Origin of the sequence: Streptomyces chromofuscus, assembly GCF_015160875.1 — a bacterium.
Taxonomy (GTDB): Bacteria; Actinomycetota; Actinomycetes; order Streptomycetales; family Streptomycetaceae; genus Streptomyces; species Streptomyces chromofuscus.
Window position 1 is genome coordinate 1545454 of record NZ_CP063374.1, and the last position, 19470, is coordinate 1564923.

General features: G+C 72.5%; 20 protein-coding genes. 5 read left to right on the forward strand and 15 right to left on the reverse strand.

Annotation, left to right across the window (positions count from 1 at the left end; genetic code table 11):
• The first annotated feature begins 351 nt into the window (after window positions 1–351).
• Entirely contained in the window at window positions 352–795 is a 444-nt protein-coding gene (locus tag IPT68_RS06985; RefSeq protein ID WP_189699624.1) for a DUF6314 family protein, read from the forward strand.
• Here the strand turns inward: IPT68_RS06985 and IPT68_RS06990 are convergent.
• The 4 genes from IPT68_RS06990 to IPT68_RS07005 form a co-directional block, all read right to left on the reverse strand.
• Window positions 777–1370 (reverse strand): histidine phosphatase family protein, encoded by a 594-nt coding sequence (locus IPT68_RS06990; RefSeq protein ID WP_189699623.1) that lies wholly within the window; start codon window positions 1368–1370, stop codon window positions 777–779. The genes IPT68_RS06985 and IPT68_RS06990 overlap by 19 nt on opposite strands.
• A 103-nt stretch (window positions 1371–1473) precedes the next feature.
• Window positions 1474–1911, reverse strand: a complete 438-nt coding sequence (locus IPT68_RS06995) for a GNAT family N-acetyltransferase (RefSeq protein ID WP_189699622.1) — start codon at window positions 1909–1911, stop codon at window positions 1474–1476.
• A 75-nt stretch (window positions 1912–1986) separates the two neighbouring features.
• Window positions 1987–2376, reverse strand: coding sequence for a DoxX family protein (locus IPT68_RS07000; protein ID WP_189699621.1), 390 nt, complete (start codon window positions 2374–2376; stop codon window positions 1987–1989).
• Between the two features lie 419 nt (window positions 2377–2795).
• Window positions 2796–4229 (reverse strand): aminotransferase-like domain-containing protein, encoded by a 1434-nt coding sequence (locus tag IPT68_RS07005; protein ID WP_189699620.1) that lies wholly within the window; start codon window positions 4227–4229, stop codon window positions 2796–2798.
• Here IPT68_RS07005 and IPT68_RS07010 point away from each other — a divergent pair.
• Both IPT68_RS07010 and IPT68_RS07015 read left to right on the forward strand, forming a co-directional pair.
• Complete coding sequence (locus IPT68_RS07010; RefSeq protein WP_189699619.1) at window positions 4228–5142, forward strand: DMT family transporter; 915 nt, start codon at window positions 4228–4230, stop codon at window positions 5140–5142. The two genes, IPT68_RS07005 and IPT68_RS07010, sit on opposite strands and share 2 nt — an antisense overlap.
• Before the next feature lie 88 nt (window positions 5143–5230).
• Entirely contained in the window at window positions 5231–5431 is a 201-nt protein-coding gene (locus IPT68_RS07015) for a DUF1918 domain-containing protein (RefSeq protein WP_189699618.1), read from the forward strand.
• A 1-nt stretch (window position 5432) separates the two neighbouring features.
• On the opposite strand, the gene IPT68_RS07020 is transcribed toward IPT68_RS07015, so the two are convergent.
• Window positions 5433–6656 (reverse strand): glycoside hydrolase family 10 protein, encoded by a 1224-nt coding sequence (locus IPT68_RS07020; protein WP_189699617.1) that lies wholly within the window; start codon window positions 6654–6656, stop codon window positions 5433–5435.
• Window positions 6657–6829: 173 nt separating this feature from the next.
• Between IPT68_RS07020 and IPT68_RS07025 the strand changes: the two genes are divergently transcribed.
• Window positions 6830–7705, forward strand: a complete 876-nt coding sequence (locus tag IPT68_RS07025; protein WP_189699616.1) for a 3-hydroxybutyryl-CoA dehydrogenase — start codon at window positions 6830–6832, stop codon at window positions 7703–7705.
• A 193-nt stretch (window positions 7706–7898) separates the two neighbouring features.
• Complete coding sequence (locus IPT68_RS07030; protein WP_189699615.1) at window positions 7899–8156, forward strand: hypothetical protein; 258 nt, start codon at window positions 7899–7901, stop codon at window positions 8154–8156.
• A 1-nt stretch (window position 8157) separates the two neighbouring features.
• Here the strand turns inward: IPT68_RS07030 and IPT68_RS07035 are convergent, their stop codons facing one another.
• The 10 genes from IPT68_RS07035 to infC form a co-directional block, all read right to left on the reverse strand.
• Window positions 8158–8703 (reverse strand): NUDIX hydrolase, encoded by a 546-nt coding sequence (locus tag IPT68_RS07035; protein WP_189699614.1) that lies wholly within the window; start codon window positions 8701–8703, stop codon window positions 8158–8160.
• Window positions 8704–8773: 70 nt separating this feature from the next.
• Window positions 8774–10114 carry a transcriptional regulator gene (locus IPT68_RS07040; protein ID WP_189699613.1) on the reverse strand — a complete coding sequence of 447 codons (1341 nt, stop codon included), beginning with the start codon at window positions 10112–10114 and terminating at the stop codon, window positions 8774–8776.
• A 212-nt stretch (window positions 10115–10326) separates the two neighbouring features.
• Window positions 10327–11319 carry a PP2C family protein-serine/threonine phosphatase gene (locus tag IPT68_RS07045; RefSeq protein WP_189699612.1) on the reverse strand — a complete coding sequence of 331 codons (993 nt, stop codon included), beginning with the start codon at window positions 11317–11319 and terminating at the stop codon, window positions 10327–10329.
• Window positions 11320–11711: 392 nt separating this feature from the next.
• Window positions 11712–14228, reverse strand: coding sequence for a phenylalanine--tRNA ligase subunit beta (pheT, locus tag IPT68_RS07050; RefSeq protein ID WP_189699611.1), 2517 nt, complete (start codon window positions 14226–14228; stop codon window positions 11712–11714).
• Window positions 14228–15349 carry a phenylalanine--tRNA ligase subunit alpha gene (gene pheS, locus IPT68_RS07055; protein ID WP_189699610.1) on the reverse strand — a complete coding sequence of 374 codons (1122 nt, stop codon included), beginning with the start codon at window positions 15347–15349 and terminating at the stop codon, window positions 14228–14230. The genes pheT and pheS overlap by 1 nt, the downstream gene beginning before the upstream one ends.
• Window positions 15350–15484: 135 nt before the next feature.
• Window positions 15485–16621, reverse strand: coding sequence for a sensor histidine kinase (locus IPT68_RS07060; protein WP_189699609.1), 1137 nt, complete (start codon window positions 16619–16621; stop codon window positions 15485–15487).
• 53 nt (window positions 16622–16674) lie between these two features.
• The gene (locus IPT68_RS07065) at window positions 16675–17523 is read right to left on the reverse strand and encodes a TrmH family RNA methyltransferase (protein WP_189699608.1); all 849 of its coding nucleotides are present in this window, start codon (window positions 17521–17523) and stop codon (window positions 16675–16677) included.
• 226 nt (window positions 17524–17749) lie between these two features.
• The gene (rplT, locus tag IPT68_RS07070; protein ID WP_004933571.1) at window positions 17750–18133 is read right to left on the reverse strand and encodes a 50S ribosomal protein L20; all 384 of its coding nucleotides are present in this window, start codon (window positions 18131–18133) and stop codon (window positions 17750–17752) included.
• A gap of 98 nt (window positions 18134–18231) precedes the next feature.
• The gene (gene rpmI, locus IPT68_RS07075; RefSeq protein ID WP_007829094.1) at window positions 18232–18426 is read right to left on the reverse strand and encodes a 50S ribosomal protein L35; all 195 of its coding nucleotides are present in this window, start codon (window positions 18424–18426) and stop codon (window positions 18232–18234) included.
• A 109-nt stretch (window positions 18427–18535) separates the two neighbouring features.
• Window positions 18536–19198 carry a translation initiation factor IF-3 gene (gene infC, locus IPT68_RS07080; protein WP_189699607.1) on the reverse strand — a complete coding sequence of 221 codons (663 nt, stop codon included), beginning with the start codon at window positions 19196–19198 and terminating at the stop codon, window positions 18536–18538.
• Between the last annotated feature and the right edge of the window lie 272 nt (window positions 19199–19470).

Genomic DNA, 19470 nt, shown 5'->3' on the forward strand with positions numbered 1-19470 from the left:
TCCCGCGCCCTCGGTCGATGCGCGACCGCACCCGGGCCACCCATCGGGCAGCGCGATCCAGCCACCCTCCCCCGACGCCGGTGACGGCGAGGGGGCGGGCAGCCGAACCTTTCGAACCTTTGCGAGAACGCGGGCAGCGGCCACCTGCGGCCGACCCGGGCCCGCAGCGACGTCGCCCGGGCCGCCCGGCGGGTCGGCGCCGCCTGATCGCCAAGGCCGGAGCCGGAGCCGGAGCCGGAGAGAACCGTTCGTCATGTCGGACCTTGGCCGGAACCTCGAACGGCAAGATAGGAGAGGGCGCAGGCGCGTCAATGGGTCGCGCGCAACGGACGGGACGGAGAGGGGGGCGTGATGGGCGAGTTCTGGCCAGTGCCGGATGCGCTGGCGTATCTGGCCGGGCGCTGGCGGGTGGCGCGATCGGTCCGGGACCTCGCGAGCGGCGACGAGGGCCGCTTCGACGGCACGACGGTCTTCGGGCCGCTGGAGGGCGGCGGCCTGCTGCACGAGGAGGGCGGGACGTTCGTCTGGCGGGGCGTGGCCCGCCCGGCCGAGCGGACCCTGCTCTTCCTGCCCGGGCCCGCGCGCGGGACGGCGGACGTCCGCTTCGCCGACGGCCGCCCCTTCCACGACCTCGACCTGACCACCGGCCGGCACGTCGCCGACCACCCCTGCTCGGCCGACCTCTACCGCGGCGAGTTCACCGTCCGGGACGCGGACCACTGGCGGACGGTCTGGCGGGTGCGCGGCCCGGCGAAGGAGCTCGTACTGACGACGGACTACGGGCGCGAGGGCTGAGTCGGAGCGCCCTCGAAGCGCAGGCTCCAGCGCCCCGCACGGCCCGTGACGGTGGTCGTCGACAGGGAGCAGACGTCGATGCTCCAGTACGTCGAGGGCGGCACCTTCAGGGCGTACACCAGGGCCGCGCGGATCACCGAGGGCTCGGCGACGGCGACGATCCGGCCGCCGTCCTCGACGGGCCGGGTGTCCAGCCAGCCGCCGACGCGGCCGATGAAGGCGAGCAGGGACTCGCCGCCGTGCGGTGTGGAGCGGGGGTCGGCGAGCCAGGTGTCCACCGCTTCCGGCTCCCGGGCCATCGCCTCCCCCAGCGTGAGCCCGCGCCAGCGGCCCATGTCGCAGTCGCGCAGGGCCAGCTGCGCCAGCGGGGCGTAGCCGAGGGCGTCGCCGGTGGCGCGGCTGCGGGGGGTGGGCGAGCAGTAGCGCAGCTCGGCCGCCGCGAGCGGCACGAGGTCGCGGGCGACGCGCTGCACCTCGTCCCAGCCCGCCTGATCCAGCGGCCGGTCGTCCTCGAAGCGTTCCGCGAGCAGCGGGGCGCTGCGCGCGGCGGCGACGAACGTGACCCGAAGTGCCATGCGGGGATCGTGGGCCGGGAAAGTGGGCAGGTCAAGAGGCGTTACGCGTGAGTTATGGAGGCGGCTCGAAACCTTGCCGGTACGTCGGGATCTGCCGGACAAGTCACTCGAAACTCAGCGCCATCCATTCCTGCGGCCGCTCCAGCGGAGTGAAACCGACCTTCTCGTACACGCCGTGCGCGTCGTGCGTGGCCAGCAGGACGCGGCGCAGTCCGTACGCCCGCAGGTGGTCGCGCACGGCCTCGGCGAGCGCCGTGCCGATGCCCTTCCCGCGGACCGACGGATCGACGTAGACGTCGCACAGCCAGGCGAAGGTCGCCCGGTCGGTGATGACCCGCGCACAGGCGACCTGCTCGCCGGAGACGATCTCGTACACCCCGAAGTTGAGCGACCCGGCGATGGCCCGGTCCTGCTTCTCCCGGGTTCGCCCGATCGCCCAGTACGCGTCGCCGGACAGCCACCGGTGCACCCGCTCGGCGTCGATCCGCCCGCTGTCGGTGGAGATCTCGTATCCCTCGACGGGACTCGGCACATGACTCATGCCGGGAGGCTCGCAAATCGAGGGCGGTGAGGTCGAGTCGTTTTCGGTGCGGGCGCCGGGTGCAGGGCGCCGCTCTCAGTCCCGGTGCGGGCCGGGCCGGGCGTCGCGGGCGACGCCGCGCGCCCAGAGCACCAGCGGCACCTGCAGCGGCAGCCGCGCGTAGGCCGCGGTCCGCAGGGGTGCGGGGCGGTGGCGCCAGTCCAGCGCCATCTGGACGTTGGCGGGGAAGACCCCGACGAAGAACGCCGTCGCGACCCGCGCGGAGGCACGCCGGGTCCGCGGCAGGGCCAGCCCGGCCGCCAGCGCGAGTTCCACGGCGCCGCTCGCGTACGTCCAGGTCCGCGGCGAGCCCGGCACCGCCCGCGGGACGATCGCGTCGAACTGCCGCGGGGCGACGAAGTGGGCCACGCCGGCGGTCGCCAACAGACCGGCGAGCAACAGGGGCGAGCGCTTCGACCGGGCCACGGTGCCTCCTCGGGATGACGTGGCGGCGATGTTACTCGACGGTAGACCCCGCGCGCCGCGCCGCGCCCCGGCCGACCACCACGCCCTCGGCCACGCGCACCGCACGCCCGCCACCCACACGACGCGTCCGCCACCCGAACCGCACGCCCGCCACCCGCACCGCACGCCCATCACGCGCACCGCACGCCCGCCACCCGCACCGCACGCCCATCACGCGCACCGCACGCCCGCCACCCGCACCGCCGTCCACCCGCACCGCACGCCCGCCACCCGCACCGCACGTCCGCCACCCGCACCGCACGTCCGGCAGCCCCACCGCGCCTCCGCCACCCCACCGCGCCCGCGCCCGGGCCCTGCTCAGAGCCTCGCCGACCGGCCCGCCGGAACGCCGAACACCCCCTCGCGACAGCCCGGCGCACCTAGAACACCTCGTCACAAGCCCCCCGCAGCCTCCGCACCCCCTCCGTGATCTCGCCCGCACCCGCCACCGCCGCGAAGCTGAGGCGGACGTGGCCCGCGGGGGGTTCGGCACTGAAGTACGGGCGGCCCGGGGCGAGGGCCACGCCGGCGCGGAGGGCGGCGGCGGTGAAGGCGGATTCGTCGGTGCCGTCGGGGAGGCGGAGCCAGAGGTGGTAGCCGCCCGAGGGGATGTGGGGCAGGGCGAGCTCGGGCAGGTGCACGCCGAGCGCCGCCGTCATCGCGTCCCTGCGGGCCTTCAGTTCCGTCGAGACCGTGCGCAGATGGCGGGGCCAGGCAGGCGAGCCGACCAGTTCCAGCGCCGCATCCTGGAGGGGCCTGGGCACGAAGAAGGTGTCGACCACCTGGATGGCCCGCAGCCGCTCCAGTACCGGCCCACGCGCGGCCAGCGCGCTCACCCGGAAGCTCGGCGACGTCACCTTCGTCAGCGAACCGACGTGCACCACCACGCCGTCGGGGTCGTCGGCGGCCAGTGGACGCGGCAGCGGCCCGGCGTCCGCGTGCACCAGCCGTCGTACGAAGTCGTCCTCGACCACGAATGCGCCGGCCTTCCGGGCGATCCGCAGCACCTCGCCCCGCCGCTCGGGGGCGAGCACCGCGCCGGTGGGGTTCTGGAACAGCGGCTGGCAGACGAAGACCCGCGCCCCGGTCGCCCGGAAGGCGTCGGCGAGCAGCGTCGGCCTCACCCCGTCCGCGTCCACCGGTACCGGCACGGGCCGCAGGCCCGCAGCACGGGCGATCGCCAGCATGCCCGGGTAGGTCGGCGACTCCACCAGGACCGGGGCACCGGGCGGGGCCAGAGCGCGCAGGGCCGTCGTCAGCCCCGACTGCCCGCCCGCCGTGATCAGCACATCGGCGGCCGTGACCGTGTCGCCGATGGTGCGCGCGAACCACTCGCGCAGCTCCGGCAGCCCGTCCAGCGGCGGTCGCCCCCACGCGCCCGGACGCCGGCCGGCCCGGGAGAGCGCCGCCGCCATCGCCTTCTCCGGCTGCAGCGAGGGGTGCAGATAGCCGCCGTTGAACTCGATCACCCCCGGCGGCGGAGCAGCGAGGGAGACGGTGACCCCGGAGGCGTCCACCGTGCGCGGTACGAGGTCGGCGGCGCCGTCCGCGCTGAGGGCCACCTCCTGCCACGAGGTGTCGCCCGCGGGAGCGCCCCCGCCGCGGGGCCGCGCCCGGAAGGCGCCGGCTCCGGGCCGGGTGACCACCAGTCCCTCGGCGGCGAGCTGGGCGAGGGCCCGGGAGACGGTCACGGGGCTCACCCGGAAGCGTTCGACGAGTGCCCGGCTGGACGGGAGCTTTCCACCAGGAGAGTAGTGGTCCAGCTCTCGTCGCAGCTGTTTCACCAGGTCACCGACACTGCTACTCTCGTGCATGAGAACCAAGAGTAGCGCTATCGCACCGACCCGGATAGCAGTCAGCGGTCGGCCACAGGCCACCTGCGGCACCCTCCAGGCCGCTGCCGGCGTCACCGCCTTCTCCCTCACCTTCCCGGCCACCGCGTGGGGCCTGGAGGGCTTCGGCCCCTGGTCGCTGGTCGCCGTGCGGACCGTGCTCGCGGCGCTCATCGCGGGCGCCTGCCTGCTGGCCCTGCGCGTCCCGCTGCCCGCCCGGCAGCACTGGACGGGCCTCGCGGTCGTCGCCGGCGGCGTCGTCTTCGGCTTCCCGCTGCTCACCACCCTCGCCCTGGAGACGTCGACCACCGCGCACGCCGCCGTCGTGGTCGGCCTGCTGCCGCTGACCACCGCGGTGATGTCCGCCCTGCGCATCGGCACCCGCCCCTCCCGCACGTTCTGGGTGGCGGCGCTCGCGGGCGCGGTCGCGGTGCTGGCGTTCACGATCCAGCAGAGCGGCGGCGCCCTGACCACCGCCGACCTGTACCTCTTCGCCGCGCTCCTGGTCTGCGCGGCCGGCTACACCGAGGGCGGGCGGCTGGCGCACGTCATGGCGGGCTGGCAGGTGATCGGCTGGGCGCTGGCGCTGTGCCTGCCGCTGACCGTGCCCGCCGCCGCGCTGGCGCTGTCGTACGAACCCGTGCAGCTCACCTTCCACAGCGTGACCGGCGTGCTGTGGGTCGCCGCGGCCTCGCAGTTCCTGGGCCTGGTCGTCTGGTACCGGGGGATGGCGGCCATCGGCATCCCCAAGGCCAGCCAGTTGCAGTTGGCACAGCCGCTGCTCACACTGGTGTGGTCGGTGCTGCTGCTGGGTGAGCACCTGACATTGGCCGCCCCGTTGACGGCCGCGGCCGTGCTCGTCTGCATCGCCGTCACGCAACGGGCGCGAGGTTGAGCGGCGTTCGCACCGGTAGCGACCGGCGGTGTCCGCCGTAGACTCAAAGTCACGGACGCTGCTTCCGCACAGCGTGAGGAGGCCCCAGATGCGCGCGAGCGTGGGCGACCAGCTTGTCCAGCACGGCAGGGTGGTCGGACAGCACGACAAGGTCGGCGAAATCGTCGAAGTGATGGGCAAGAAGGGCGAACCCCCGTACCGCGTCCGCTTCCAGGACGGGCACGAGGGTGTGTGCTCACCAGGCCCCGACACCGAGATCCGGCACCGGGAGACCATGACCGGGCAGTGAATCAGCGCGGGGGCATCGCCGGCTGCTGGTAGTGGTCGGCGACGACCCGCGCCATTGCCCCGTGGGCGTCCACCTCCATCTCCCGGGCGGCGAAGAACGCATGCCCGCCCACCTCCGGGAAGTCCCGGGCGAAGGCCAGGTGCCGGGACAGCTCGGCCGGGTCCTGCCAGCGCGCGGGCTGCGCCGGGTCACCGGCCTTGTACAGCGCCTCTCCCACGTACAGCTGCGTCCCGCTGCCCCGCGCCACCTCCGCCCACCAGGGCACGAGCTTGGCGTAGTCGGCGCTGGAGTTGCCGATGTGCCAGTACAGCTGTGGGCAGATGTAGTCGATCCAGTTCTCCCGGACCCACTTGCGGGTGTCCGCGTACACGTCGTCGTACGACTGGAGCGCCCGGGTGTCCGAGCCACGCGGGTCGGTGGCGGCGTTGCGCCAGACCCCGAACGGACTGATCCCGAACCGCGTGCCGGGGCGGACGCTTCTGATGCGGGCGGCGGTGTCGCGCACCAGCCGGTCGATGTTGTCGCGCCGCCAGTCCGCGCGGCTCGCGAAGGCGCCGCCGTGGGTGTCGTAGGCCTCGTCGTCGTCGAAGGTCTGGCCGGCGACCGGATACGGGTAGAAGTAGTCGTCGAAGTGGACGGCGTCGACCGGGTACTTCGCCACCGCGTCCAGCATCGCGTCCTGCACGAACGCCCGGACTTCCGGCAGCCCCGGGTTGTAGTAGAGCTTCCCGCCGTACGCCACCACCCACTCCGGATGCCGCCGGGCCGGGTGGGAGGCGGCGAGCCTGCTCGGGTCGGCGTGCACCGCGACGCGCAGCGGGTTGAACCAGGCGTGCAGCTCCAGCCCCCGGGCGTGCGCCTCGGCGACGGCGGTGCCGAGCGGGTCCCAGCCGGGGTCCCTGCCCTGGGTGCCGGTGAGGTACTGCGACCACGGCTCGTGCGGCGAGGGCCACAGCGCGTCGGCCGTCGGCCGCACCTGGAGGATCACCGTGTTGAGCCGGCGCCGTGCCGCCGTGTCGAGGTGGGCGAGCAGCTCGGCGCTCTGCTGTGCCGCGCTCATGCCCGTGCGCGACGGCCAGTCCCGATTGGTCACGGTGGCCAGCCACACGGCCCGCATCTCCGTGCCGGCGCGTGGCCGGCGCGCGGGGGCCGCGCCCGCGTCGGCCCCGCTCATCAGTGTCGACAGTGCGGCCAGCGCGAACGCGCGACGTGACAGCCGTCCCATGGACGGACCACCCCTCTACACAGCGGATCCACTCGGTCACGGATCGTCTCCGCGGCCCAGCATGCCCGGCCCCCGGCGATCGATCATCGATACTTACGGGTAACGTGCTCGAACGGAGCAGGCACCGAAACCCGGCTTACCTGCCGAAGCCGTAGATCAGCGAAGGGGACGATGTGACGGGCATCCCAGCGGGAGACATCACGCGCGTCGGAGTGGTGGGCTGCGGCCAGATGGGGGCGGGCATCGCCGAGGTGTGCGCCCGCGCCGGACTGGACGTGAAGGTCGCCGAGACCACCGGCGAGGCCCTGGAGATCGGCCGTACCCGGCTGTTCAACTCCCTGTCCAAGGCGGCCGAGCGCGGCAAGATCAGCGAGGAGGAGCGGGCGGCGACCCAGGCGCGCCTCGCCTTCACCACCGACCTCGGGGAGTTCGCCGACCGCGACCTGGTGATCGAGGCCGTCGTCGAGAACGAGCAGGTCAAGACCGAGATCTTCCAGGTGCTCGACCAGGTGGTGACCCGCCCGGACGCCGTCCTCGCGTCGAACACCTCCTCCATCCCGCTGGTGAAGCTGGCGGTCGCCACCTCGCGCCCCGACCAGGTCGTCGGCATCCACTTCTTCAACCCGGCGCCGGTGCAGCAGCTGGTCGAGCTGATCCCGGCGCTGACCACGTCCGAGGGCACGCTCAGCCGGGCGCAGCTGTTCACCGAGAAGACGCTCGGCAAGCACAGCATCCGCGCCCAGGACCGCTCCGGGTTCGTGGTCAACGCGCTGCTGATCCCCTATCTGCTCTCGGCGATCCGGATGTTCGAGTCGGGCATCGCCAGCCGTGAGGACATCGACAACGGCATGGAGATGGGCTGCGCCCACCCGATGGGCCCGCTGAAGCTGTCCGACCTGATCGGTCTGGACACGGTGGCCTCGGTGGCGCAGAGCATGTACGAGGAGTACAAGGAGCCGCTGTACGCCGCTCCCCCGCTGCTCCAGCGGATGGTGGACGCCGGCCGGCTCGGCCGCAAGAGCGGCTCGGGCTTCTACTCGTACGGCTGATTACCGACCGTATATTTCCGGCCATGCGCGGGCCCGGCACCGTTTCCCCGGTGCCGGGCCCGCTGCATTCACACACCGTGTGCGCGCCGGGCACGCATATGCCCCTCGCACACTCTCCCCACGCGCCCACCAGGCGAGTTGACTCGTGGTGCCCATGCAAGGGATGTGATTCGACTACGGAAAGGAGCGGTTCGTGACCGCCGATCCCGAGCATTCCGTCGTCCACGGAGAACTCGCAGAGTTACGGCGCCGGCTCGACGTGGCGTACGCCCGCGTCGAGGGCGGGCTGGCCCTGCTCAGTCACCGCACCGAGGAGACCACCAAGGAGCTGGACGAGCTGAACACCCGGCTCGTCACGCTGGAACACGCCCGCTGGCCGTTGCCCTCGGTCGCGGCCGTCACGGCCGTGGGCGCCCTGGTCGTGTCCCTCTGGCAGGCCCTGGGGCGATAGCTCAGAGCAAGGTGTCCTGCCCGAGCCTGAGGTGGTGCAGTAACAGCAGCGCGGCAGCCATGTTGGCGGCCGGGACCTCGCCGCGGGCGACCAGGTCGGGGACGACCTTGAGGGGGACCCACTCCCTGCGGTCCGACTCGAAGTCGTCCACCGGGTGTCCGACGTACTCGCCCTCGTCGGCCCAGTAGATGTGGTGCCGGGCGTCCGTGAGGCCGTTGGACGGCTCGACGCTCATCAAGTGCCGCAGGGGTCCCGGGCGCCAGCCCGTCTCCTCCTCCAGCTCCCGGGCGGCCGCGACGGCGATGTCCTCGCCGTCCTCGACGACCCCGGCCGCGAGTTCCCACCCCCAGCTGTCGGTGATGAAGCGGTGCCGCCACAGCAGGAGCACCTCGTTGGCCTCGTTCACGACCGTGGCCACCGCGACCGGCCGCAGTCGTATCAGGAAGTGGTCGAGATGCCGGCCGTCCGGCAGCTCCACGTCTGCCAGGTTGACGCTGAACCAGCGGTTTTCATACACAGTTTGTTCGTTCTGTTTCGTCCACTGCACGGTTCTGCCACCTTCCGTCGAGTAAGTGGCAATATCGCAGCAGGGACTGTGTGACAGGGACCAGGAACGCCTACAGCGGTACGCGCAGGGCGCCGTCGATCAGTTCGGCGGCCTCGGCCGTGCCCGCGCCGCCACTGCGCGCCAGGTGCTCGCGCACCGCCCTGAGTCTGTCGCGCAGCCGCTGGGACTCCATGCCGCGGGCCTGCTCCGCCATCTGCACCGCGGTGGCCACCGCCTTCTCCGTGTTGCCCTGGCGCAGTTCGACGGTGCTGAGCATGGCCAGCCGGTGCACCCGGCCCCGGTCGTGCGCCGGGGTGTCCACGGCGGCCGCGGCGTGCTCCCCGGCGGCCGCCAGCTCGCCGAGGCTGAGCAGCGCCTCCGCCACCTGGACGTTGACCAGGCCCGGCTGGACATAGCCCGTCTCGTCGGGTTCGTGTCCGCGCCGGATGCGTTCGGCTGCCTGCTCGGCCCGCCGGATGCAGGACAGAGCGCCCGTGCCGTCCCCGAGGTGGGCGTACGCCTTGGCCTGCATCGCGTACAGGTCGGAGGCGAGGGCCGGGGTGATGTGCTTGCCGGCGGCGCGCAGGGCGGCCTCGGCGAAGGCGACGGCCTGGCGGTACTCCCGCATGAACAGCGACTGGTTGACCAGCAGGGCGATCACGTACGCGCCGAGTCCCCGGTCGCCGCTGGCCTTGGCGAGCCGCAGCGCCTGGTGGAAGTAGCGCTGGGCGAGGCCGTGCGCGTCGGAGTCGTACGCGCAGATCCCGGCGACCGCCACCAGTCCGCCGGTGGCACGGTGGAGTTGGCGGCCGGTGGCGTCGGTGTAGCTGCCGCGCAGCAGCGGCGCGGCCTCGGCGTTGAGGAAGCCGACGATCCGGGCGCGGGTCGCGACGCCCCCGGCCTTGCGGTACATCTGCTCGTAGTGGGCGCGGGCGGCGCGCAGCATCTCGATGTCTGCCGGGGTGACCCGGTGCCGGCCACCGCGGGAGACGTCCACGTCCTCGGGCGGGTTCTCCCACTCCCAGACCGGCATCACGGCGGGCGTCCCGGTCACCGCGGGGGCGCCGAGCACGTGCGGGCGCTGCTGTTCGTCGGAGCGCCACAGGGCGGTGGCACGTTCCACGAACCCGGACAGGGAGCCGGCGTGCGGGCCGGCGGGCTCGCCCGGGACCCCCAGGCCGATGTCGTCCAGGGTGACGGGCCGGTGCAGGCGGGCGGCGAGCACCTCGCAGATCAGGTCGGGCACCTGACCGCGCGGCCGCTGGCCCTTCAACCAGCGCGCCACGGCGGTGTGTTCGTAGCGGAGCGCGAGCCCACGCGCGCGTCCGGCCTGGTTCACATGCGCCGCGAGTCCGGCGTGCGAGATCCCCGCCTCGTCCAGGATCGCGTCGAGCAGAGTGTTGGGCTGCATGGGAGGCCCCCCGGGTGGCTCGGTGCCGACAGCGTAGTGAATGCGGCTTCACACGGGGTGTGAACGGAGTGCGCGAATCCGGGCTGTGCGCGCGCTGTCGCGCAGAGTTTCCGACCGGTTGACTGAAATGCCTCGAAAGAGGCCGACCGGGCCACCGGCTCCCCCTCGTACAGTGCGGTGGCCCGGCCGGGGCTGCGCGGGACGTCGCAGGGCTAGCGGTGCGTTGTCGGGTGCGGCGCGGCCTGCCGCGCCTGAGGAGGGCGTCGGAGGTGGCGTTCGTTGCCCAGGACCAGCAGGGCCACGTCATCGGGCGGACTGCCGCCGGCATGCCGTAACAGGCGCGTGAAGACGGCGCCCAGAACGGCCTGGGGAGAGGTGGCGCCGGAGCGCACCGCCTCCGTCAGCACGTCCGGCAGCGGAAAGAACCGGCCACGGGCGTCGCGGGCGTCCTCGGCTCCGTCCGTGTAGAGGAACAGAACCTCACCGGGCCGCAGTTCGCCGTGGCGTACGGCCGGCAGGTCGGCCGGGAGCGGGAACGGCCCGAGCGGCGGCAGCGGCTCGGCGCGGTCCAGCGGCTCGACCCCGCTCTCCCCCAGCCGGTACGGCCAGGGATGCCCGCAGTTCAGCGCCCGTACCTCGCCGTCCCGGCCGATCTCCAGCAGCAGGACGGTGACGAACTCCTCGGCCTGCTCGACGGGCGGACGCCCGCGTAGATGCCGGGCCAGGGCGCGGTCGAGTCTGCGCAGCACCCGGCCGAGTTCGGGCTCGTCGTGCACGGCCTCCCGGAAGCTGCCCAGCACGGCGGCGACCGTCCCGATCGCCTCCGGTCCATGCCCCCGCACGTCGCCCATCAGCACCCGCACCCCGTGCTCGGTGGGGATCACCTCGTACAGGTCGCCGCCCGCGGAGGAGGCACGGCCGGCGGACAGTTGGGCGGCGGCGACGTTCAGTTCGTCGATGCGCGGGGGCAGTGGCCACAACAGCGTGCTCTGCGCGGCTCCCCCGACGCGGCGGGCCTGCCGCAGTGCGCGCAGCAGTGTTCTGCGCACACGGAGGACGAGGCCGGTTCCGACGGCGAAGAACACGGCGCCGGTGGCGATCCGCGCACCGCGGGAGGTCTGCCCGGCGAGCGAGCAGGCCGGCTTGTACGTGATCGCCGGGGCACCCCACAGGGTGGGCAGCCTCAGGGCCCTGATACGGATCATGCCGGTGGCCCCCCATGTAGGCGGTGACAGCGCAGACCGACCCCGAAAGGCCGGTCCGATTCTGTCCCCGCACGGCCCGGTAGGACCAGATCAACGGAACGTCCCACCCGAACGAGTGAGGGGCCCGATGAGGGGCGCGGGGGCACGGCCCCCCACAAGGGGCGCGGGAACTGCGCGACCAGCCACGGACGGCCCGCGGCCGAAGACGCGCAGTCCCCCGCGAGCGACCAGTGCCCCGGCAGGCAACGTGTGCCCGTCGAGGAGCGGCGTCCGGTGCGTTCTCTCGGTGCGCCGGCCGGAAGTCCTCGTACTGGACGTACCAGGGCTTTCGGCCGGTGCGGCGAGAGGGCGTGCCGGGCGTCGCGACGGGGCGAACGTCGCCTGTAGGGGCACTAGCTGCGCAGCACCGCGCCCGTACGCTCCGCGGCCAACGCCACCGCCGCGTCCCGCGCCGCGGACGCCTCGTCGACGGTGAGCGTCCGGTCACCGGCCCGGAACCGCAGCGCGTACGCCAGCGACTTGCGGTCCGCGCCGAGCTGATCGGCGTTCTCGTACACGTCGAACAGCCGGATGGACTCCAGCAGTTCACCCGCGCCCTCGCGCAGCGCGGCCTCGACGTCCGCCTGCACGACCGCCCGGTCGACGACCAGCGCGACGTCCTGCGTGGCCACCGGGAAGGCGGAGATGCTCGGCGCCTGCGGGGTGCCGTCGCCGACCTGCTCCAGGGCGTCCAGGTTCAGCTCCATCGCGCAGGTGCGCTCGGGCAGGCCCAGGGCCTTCAGGACGCGTGGGTGCAGTTCGCCGGCGTGGCCGACGACCCGCTCGGCGCCGTCGGCGGCGACCACGAGTTCGGCGCAGCGGCCCGGGTGCCACGGCCCGTACTGGCCCTTGCGTACGACGAGCTCGGCACCCGCCTCGCGGGCAACCGTACGCGCCGCCTCGACCGCGTCGGCCCAGTCGCCCGGACGGCCCTTGCCCCACCAGCCGGCCTGCTCGCGGGCGCCCGCGAGGACGACGGCGACATGGCGCGGCTGCTCGGGCAGCGCGGCGTCGAGCGCGGCGATCTCCTCGTCGGTCGGTCGGCGGTCGACCGGCAGATGCGTGGCCGCGCCGCCCTGGTCCGCGCGCGGCAGGAAGACCAGCCCGGTCTCGAACAGCGCGAGGTCGTGCGCACCGCGCCCGTCGTTGCGGCGCAGCGCGCCGAGCAGCCCCGGCAGCAGCGACGTGCGCAGCGCGGGCTCCTCGTCGTTGAGGGGGTTGACCAGCTTCACCACGCGGCGGGCGGGGTCGGCGGCGTCCAGGCCGAGCTGGTCGAAGACCTGCTCGCTGACGAACGGGTAGTTCGGCGCCTCGACGTAGCCCGCCCCGGCCAGCGCCCGCCCGACCCGGCGGTGCAGCCGCTGCCGGTGGGTGAGACCGCGCTGCGACGGAGGCTTGGGAAGCGTGGAGGGCAGGTTCTCGTAACCCTCCAGGCGGATGACCTCTTCGGCGAGGTCGTTCTGCTCGAGCAGGTCCGGCCGCCAGGACGGCACGGTGACGATCAGCTCGTCCTGCCCGTACACGTCGCAGCCGACCTCCTGCAGCCGGCGTACGACGGTCTCGCGGCCGTACTCGACGCCCGCGACCCTGTCCGGGTGGTCGGCCGGCATGGCGATGGTGTGCGGCGCGGACGGAGCCATGATCTCGGTGACACCGGCGTCGGCGGTGCCGCCCGCGAGGAGCACGAGCAGGTCGACCGTGCGCTGTGCGGCTGCGGATGCGGCCTGCGGGTCGACGCCGCGCTCGAAGCGGCGGGAGGCCTCGGAGGACAGCTTGTGACGGCGGGCCGTACGCGCGATGGACACCGCGTCGAAGTGCGCGGCCTCGATCACGACGTCCGTGGTCGAACCCTCGGTGGCGTCGTGGTCGGCGATCTCGGTGTCGGCGCCGCCCATGACGCCCGCGAGGCCGATGGGGCCGCGCTCGTCGGTGATCACCAGGTCCTCGGCGTGCAGCTTCCGCTCGACGCCGTCGAGGGTGACGATCCTCTCGCCCTCCTCGGCCCGGCGCACGCCGATCGGGCCCCGGACGAGCCCCCGGTCGTAGGCGTGCAGCGGCTGGCCGAGCTCCGTCATCACGTAGTTGGTGACGTCGACGGCGAGCGAGATCGGGCGCATGCCGACCTTCTGCAGGCGGCGCTTCAGCCAGATCGGGGAGCGGGCCTCGGGCTGCAGGCCGGACACCGTGCGGGCGGTGAAGCGGTCGCAGCCCATCGGCTCGGAGACCTTCACCGGGTAGCCGTAGGCGTTCGGCGCGGGCACGTCGAGCAGGGCGGGGTCGCGCAGCGGCAGGCCGTAGGCGATGGCGGTCTCGCGGGCGACGCCGCGGATGGACAGACAGTCGCCGCGGTTGGCGGTGACGGCGATGTCCAGCACCTCGTCGACCAGCTCCAGCAGCTCGATCGCGTCCTTGCCGACCTCGGTCTCGGGCGGCAGCACGATGATGCCCTTGGTGCCGTCGTCGCCCATGCCCAGCTCGTCGCTGGAGCAGATCATGCCGTGCGAGGTACGGCCGTAGGTCTTGCGCGCGCTGATCGCGAAGCCGCCGGGCAGCACGGCGCCCGGGAGGACCACGACGACCTTGTCGCCGACGGCGAAGTTCCGGGCGCCGCAGACGATCTCCTGGGGCTCACCGGTGCCGTTGGCCCCGCCGACGTCGACGGTGCAGAAGCGGATCGGCTTCTTGAACTCCGTCAGTTCCTCGATGGTGAGCACCTGGCCGACGACCAGGGGGCCCTTGAGGCCGTCGCCCAGCTGCTCGACGGTCTCCACCTCGAGCCCAGCCGAAATGAGCTTGGCCTGCACGTCACGACCGGTCTCCGTCTCCGGCAGGTCGACGTACTCCCGCAGCCAAGAAAGCGGGACCCGCATCAGATCTCCATCCCGAACGGCCGGGTGAACCGGACGTCACCCTCGACCATGTCTCGCATGTCCTCGACGTTGTGGCGGAACATCAGCATCCGCTCGATGCCGAACCCGAAGGCGAAGCCGCTGTACCTCTCCGGGTCGACGCCGCAGGCGGTGAGCACCCGCGGGTTGACCATGCCGCAGCCGCCCAGCTCGATCCAGCCCTCGCTGGAGCAGGTGCGGCAGGGCCGGTCGGGGTTGCCGACGGACTCGCCGCGGCAGACGTAGCACACCATGTCCATCTCGGCGGACGGCTCGGTGAACGGGAAGAAGTTCGGCCGCAGCCGGGTCTTCATGCCCTCGCCGAACAGCGACTGGACCATGTGGTCGAGCGTGCCCTTGAGGTCGGCCATGGTCAGGCCCTCGTCCACCGCGAGCAGCTCCACCTGGTGGAACACCGGGGTGTGCGTCGCGTCCAGCTCGTCGGTGCGGTACACGCGGCCCGGGCAGATCACGTAGACCGGCAGCTCGCGGTCGAGCAGGGAGCGGATCTGCACGGGCGAGGTGTGGGTGCGCAGCACGACCCCGGACTCCGAGCCGCCGTCCGGGCCCTGCACGAAGAAGGTGTCGGCCTCGCCGCGCGCCGGATGGTCCGGGCCGATGTTGAGGGCGTCGAAGTTGAACCACTCGGCCTCGACCTGCGGGCCCTCGGCGACCTCGTAGCCCATGGCCACGAAGATGTCCTCGATGCGCTCGGAGAGCGTGGTCAACGGGTGGCGGGCGCCGGCGGGCACACGGTCGTAGGGCAGCGTGACGTCCACCGCCTCCTCGACCAGCACCCGGGCGTCCCGCTCGGCCTCCAGTTCGGCCTGGCGGGCGGCCAGGGCCTTGTTGACGGCGCCACGGGCCTGGCCGACGCGCTTGCCGACCTCGGCCTTGGCGTGCGGGGGCAGGGCGCCGATCTCGCGGTTGGCCAGCGCCAGCGGGGAGGCGCCGCCGGTGTGGGCGACCTTGGCCTCCTGGAGCGCGTCGAGGGAGTCCGCGGCGACGAAGGCGGCGAGCGCCTCGTCCCGCATGCGCTCGATCTCTTCCGGTTTCAACGCCTCGACCTCGACTGGGTCGTACGACTTATTGGGTGCCGACATCTCTTCCCGTGCTTCCGATTGGCTGGCTGAAGGTCCCCGTCACCGACTCATGGACAGTGCTCACGGTTTTCGGGACACAAAGGTGCCAAAGGCCGAGTCTAACGGGGTGGGGATACGCGGACGCGCCCGTGGCCGTCAGGCGAGATACGCCGGAGCCGCCACGGGCAGCGTAAATCGGAACTGCGCGCCGCCGCCGGGGGCGCGGCCGACCGTGATGGTGCCGCCGTGGGCCTCGACGATGCCCTTGACGATGTACAGCCCGAGGCCCGTGCCGCCGCGCTTGCTGCCCCGCCAGAAGCGGGTGAAGACGCGGTTCATGGACTCCTCCGGGATGCCGGTGCCCTCGTCGCTCACGGTGACCGACGTGCCGACGTCCTCCCCTTCGCGCGGGGAGGCGGTGGGCGTGACGTCGATCGTGACAGTTCCCTCGCCGTGGCGCACGGCATTTTCGATGAGGTTGCTGAGCACCTGGTCGATCTTGTCGGGGTCGGCCCACAGGTCGGGCAGCGGCTGCTCGACGCGGAGCAGGAACCGGTCGGCGGGCAGGCCCGCGGCGACGTACGCCTGGATGTGCCGGCCGACGGCGGCGCCGATGTCGACGGGCTGGCGGCGCACCTCCAGCCGGCCCGAGTCGATGCGCGAGATGTCCAGCAGCTCGGCGATGAGCCGGGTGACGCGGTCGGCGTCGGCGTCGACCGTCTCCAGCATCAGGCGTTTCTGGTCGTCGGTGAACCGCTCCCACTTGGCGAGCAGCGTGGCCGTGAACCCTTTGACGGAGGTGAGCGGGGAGCGCAGCTCGTGGGCGACGGTGGCGATCAGTTCGGCGTGACTGCGCTCGGTGCGGCGCCGGGCCTCGGTGTCGCGCAGCGAGACGACGACCCGGCGGACGGGGCCGGTGGGTTCGGTGCGGACGTACCGCGCCGAGACGAGCACCTCCCGCCCGCCCGGCAGCAGCAGGTTCCGCTCCGGCTGCCGGACCCGGGTGGCGAGGCCGCCATAGGGGTCGGTCAGCTGCCACCAGCGCCTGCCCTCGAGGTCCTCCAGCGGCAGCGCCTTGTCGAGCGGCTGCCCGAGCGCGTCGGCGGCGGTCAGGGCGGTGACGCGTTCGGCGGCGGCGTTGAAGCAGACGACCTGGCCGTGCTCGTCGGCGACGACGAGGCCGTCGGGCAGGTCGTCGGGGTCGATGCCGAGCTCGGCGGGATCGCCGTACCGGGACGCGGGCGGACGCCGCACGTCCCGTCCCCCCGGAGCGCTGCTCGTGCCGACGCTCATCCGCGTACCCCACCTCTCAGACGGCGCAGGAGGCCCCCGAGCCGGTCACCCTACTAGTTCCCGGTGACGGAGCGGCAGCCTCCGGGGGCGCGCTGTGCACGGGCCGACGCGTAGAGGCATACGGCTGCGGCGGTCGCGAGGTTCAGGCTCTCGGCCTTCCCGTGGATCGGGACGCGGACGACGGCGTCCGCGAGCGTGCGGGTCTCCTCGGGCAGGCCCCACGCCTCGTTGCCGAAGACCCAGGCGGTGGGCCCGCCCATGGTCTGCTTGTCGAGCTCGTCGTCGAGGTCGTGCTGCCCGGCCCCGTCGGCGGCCAGGACGCGCACCCCGGCCTCCTTCAGTCCCGCCACGGCCCGCTCGACGGGCACCCCGACGGCGACCGGCAGATGGAACAGCGACCCGACGGAGGCGCGTACGGCCTTGGGGTTGTACAGGTCGACGGAGGCGTCGGTCAGGACGACGGCCTCGGCACCGGCGGCGTCCGCGCAGCGCAGCACGGTCCCGGCGTTGCCGGGGTCCCGCACGTGCGCGAGCACGGCGACGAGCCGGGGCCGGGCGGCGAGGATCTTCTCGAAGGGCGTGTCCAGGAACCGGCAGATCCCGACCAGCCCCTGCGGGGTCACGGTCGTGGAGATGTCGGCGATGACCTGCTCGGAGGCGAGGTGCACCCGGGCGCCGGTGCCCCGGGCCTCGCCGATGATGTCGGCGTACCGATCGGCCGCCTCGACGGTCGCGAACAGCTCCACGAGCGTCCCCGGCTGCGCCCCGGCCTCCCGCACGGCCTGGGGCCCCTCCGCGAGGAACAGCCGCTCCTTGCCCCGGAAGTTCCGCCTGGCCAGCCGCCGCGCGGCCAGGACCCGGGGGGAACGGGGGGAGATCAGCTCGGGAACGGCGGGGGACATCTCAGCTCACCTTCACAACGACTTCTCCGCCGCAACGGCGCTCGACCACGACGGCACGGTCCGGCGGTGCCGAACCGGCCGCTGCTCTCGGAACGGCGGTGGCGAACCTGCCGCTTCTCACGGAACAGCGATGCCGAAACGGCCGCTTCTCACAGAACAACGGACCCGCAGGCAAACCCACGGGTCCGTTCAGTCACCTCGGCTTCGGCTCAAGCCCGGCGCGGCGTCACGCGGCCTTCGGCGCGTTGACGTCCGCCGGCAGCGCCTTCTGCGCGACCTCGACCAGCGCGGCGAACGCGGTGGCGTCGTTCACGGCGAGCTCGGCGAGGATCTTGCGGTCGACCTCGACGTTCGCGGCCTTCAGGCCCTGGATGAAGCGGTTGTACGTGATGCCGTTGGCGCGGGCAGCGGCGTTGATGCGCTGGATCCACAGCTGGCGGAAGTCACCCTTGCGCTTCTTGCGGTCGTTGTAGTTGTAGACCAGCGAGTGGGTGACCTGCTCCTTGGCCTTGCGGTACAGGCGCGAACGCTGACCGCGGTAGCCGGAGGCCTGCTCGAGGATCGCCCGGCGCTTCTTGTGGGCGTTCACTGCCCGCTTGACGCGTGCCACTTTTTAACTCCTTGTAGCGGGGCCGTGGGTGTCGTCACACGGCCCGGAATCGATTGGGTCCCGGTCCAGACGTACGGCGCTCAAGGGGCGCCGGAGCGTCACTTGCCGAGAAGCTTCTTGATCTTCTTGGCGTCGCCCGGGGCCATCTCGGCGTTGCCGGTGAGGCGACGCGTCAGACGGGACGACTTGTGCTCGAGCAGGTGGCGCTTGCCGGCGCGCTCACGGAGCACCTTGCCGGAGCCGGTGACCTTGAAGCGCTTGCTGGCACCGCTGTGCGACTTGTTCTTCGGCATAGCGCCGTTCTCTCCTCGTCGGTGGCGCTCCGGTGCCCGGTCGCGAAAACCGGGCACGGTGGAGCGTCGCTCTTGTTTCGGTTACGTCCTGGGACTGTCGTCCCGGGGATCACGCCTCGGCAGGCTCCTCGGCGGGCGCCTCTGCATCGGCGGGGTTCTGCGAGCGACCGGGATTGGCCTTCGCGGACGCCTTGCGGGCCTCCTGCGCCTGGCGAGCCTCGGCCATCGCCTCGGTCTTCTTCTTGTGCGGACCGAGGACCATGATCATGTTGCGGCCGTCCTGCTTCGGGTTCGACTCCACGAAACCGAGGTCCTGGACGTCCTCCGCGAGCCGCTGCAGCAGCCGGTAGCCCAGCTCGGGCCGGGACTGCTCGCGACCACGGAACATGATCGTGATCTTGACCTTGTCGCCCTGCTTGAGGAACCGAACGACGTGACCCTTCTTGGTGTCATAGTCGTGCGGGTCGATCTTCGGCCGGAGCTTCATCTCCTTGATGACCGTGTGCGCCTGGTTCTTGCGCGCCTCACGGGCCTTCATGGCCGACTCGTACTTGAACTTCCCGTAGTCCATGAGCTTGCACACGGGCGGACGGGCGTTCGCCGCGACCTCGACCAGGTCCAGGTCGTACTCCTGCGCAAGCTCCAGTGCCTTAGCGAGCGGGACGATGCCCACCTGCTCGCCACTGGGACCGACAAGTCGCACCTCGGGAACGCGAATCCGGTCGTTGATGCGGGGCTCGGCGCTGATGGATCCTCCTCGGTAGCACCACACGGCGGTCTGGCGGACAGCCGCGTAACGTCTGTATGCGTAAGACCTAACCGCGCCGAAGCACAAAAAATGCCCCGGACGATCACAGGCGGGGCTCCTCGAACTACCGGAGCGACCGCCGCGGTGACCGCGGGGCGCACTTTCGGGCGGACGCCGTCACTGGGGACGGGGCCGCCTGACCGGTGACCCGCCGCCCGAAGGGGCGGTCAGGTGGGAGTTCGAAAGCCTCCACTTGTAGGTCGGGCTCGTGGGCCGTGAGGCATACGTGTCCGACC

Coding starts and splice junctions, on each gene's coding strand:
- IPT68_RS06985 (WP_189699624.1), top strand. CDS start 352: ATGGGCGAGTTCTGGCCAGTGCCGGATGCGCTGGCGTATCTGGCCGGG.
- IPT68_RS06990 (WP_189699623.1), bottom strand. CDS start 1,370: ATGGCACTTCGGGTCACGTTCGTCGCCGCCGCGCGCAGCGCCCCGCTG.
- IPT68_RS06995 (WP_189699622.1), bottom strand. CDS start 1,911: ATGAGTCATGTGCCGAGTCCCGTCGAGGGATACGAGATCTCCACCGAC.
- IPT68_RS07010 (WP_189699619.1), top strand. CDS start 4,228: ATGAGAACCAAGAGTAGCGCTATCGCACCGACCCGGATAGCAGTCAGC.
- IPT68_RS07005 (WP_189699620.1), bottom strand. CDS start 4,229: ATGCACGAGAGTAGCAGTGTCGGTGACCTGGTGAAACAGCTGCGACGA.
- IPT68_RS07015 (WP_189699618.1), top strand. CDS start 5,231: ATGCGCGCGAGCGTGGGCGACCAGCTTGTCCAGCACGGCAGGGTGGTC.
- IPT68_RS07020 (WP_189699617.1), bottom strand. CDS start 6,656: ATGGGACGGCTGTCACGTCGCGCGTTCGCGCTGGCCGCACTGTCGACA.
- IPT68_RS07040 (WP_189699613.1), bottom strand. CDS start 10,114: ATGCAGCCCAACACTCTGCTCGACGCGATCCTGGACGAGGCGGGGATC.
- IPT68_RS07045 (WP_189699612.1), bottom strand. CDS start 11,319: ATGATCCGTATCAGGGCCCTGAGGCTGCCCACCCTGTGGGGTGCCCCG.
- pheT (WP_189699611.1), bottom strand. CDS start 14,228: ATGCGGGTCCCGCTTTCTTGGCTGCGGGAGTACGTCGACCTGCCGGAG.
- pheS (WP_189699610.1), bottom strand. CDS start 15,349: ATGTCGGCACCCAATAAGTCGTACGACCCAGTCGAGGTCGAGGCGTTG.
- IPT68_RS07060 (WP_189699609.1), bottom strand. CDS start 16,621: ATGAGCGTCGGCACGAGCAGCGCTCCGGGGGGACGGGACGTGCGGCGT.
- IPT68_RS07065 (WP_189699608.1), bottom strand. CDS start 17,523: ATGTCCCCCGCCGTTCCCGAGCTGATCTCCCCCCGTTCCCCCCGGGTC.
- rpmI (WP_007829094.1), bottom strand. CDS start 18,426: ATGCCGAAGAACAAGTCGCACAGCGGTGCCAGCAAGCGCTTCAAGGTC.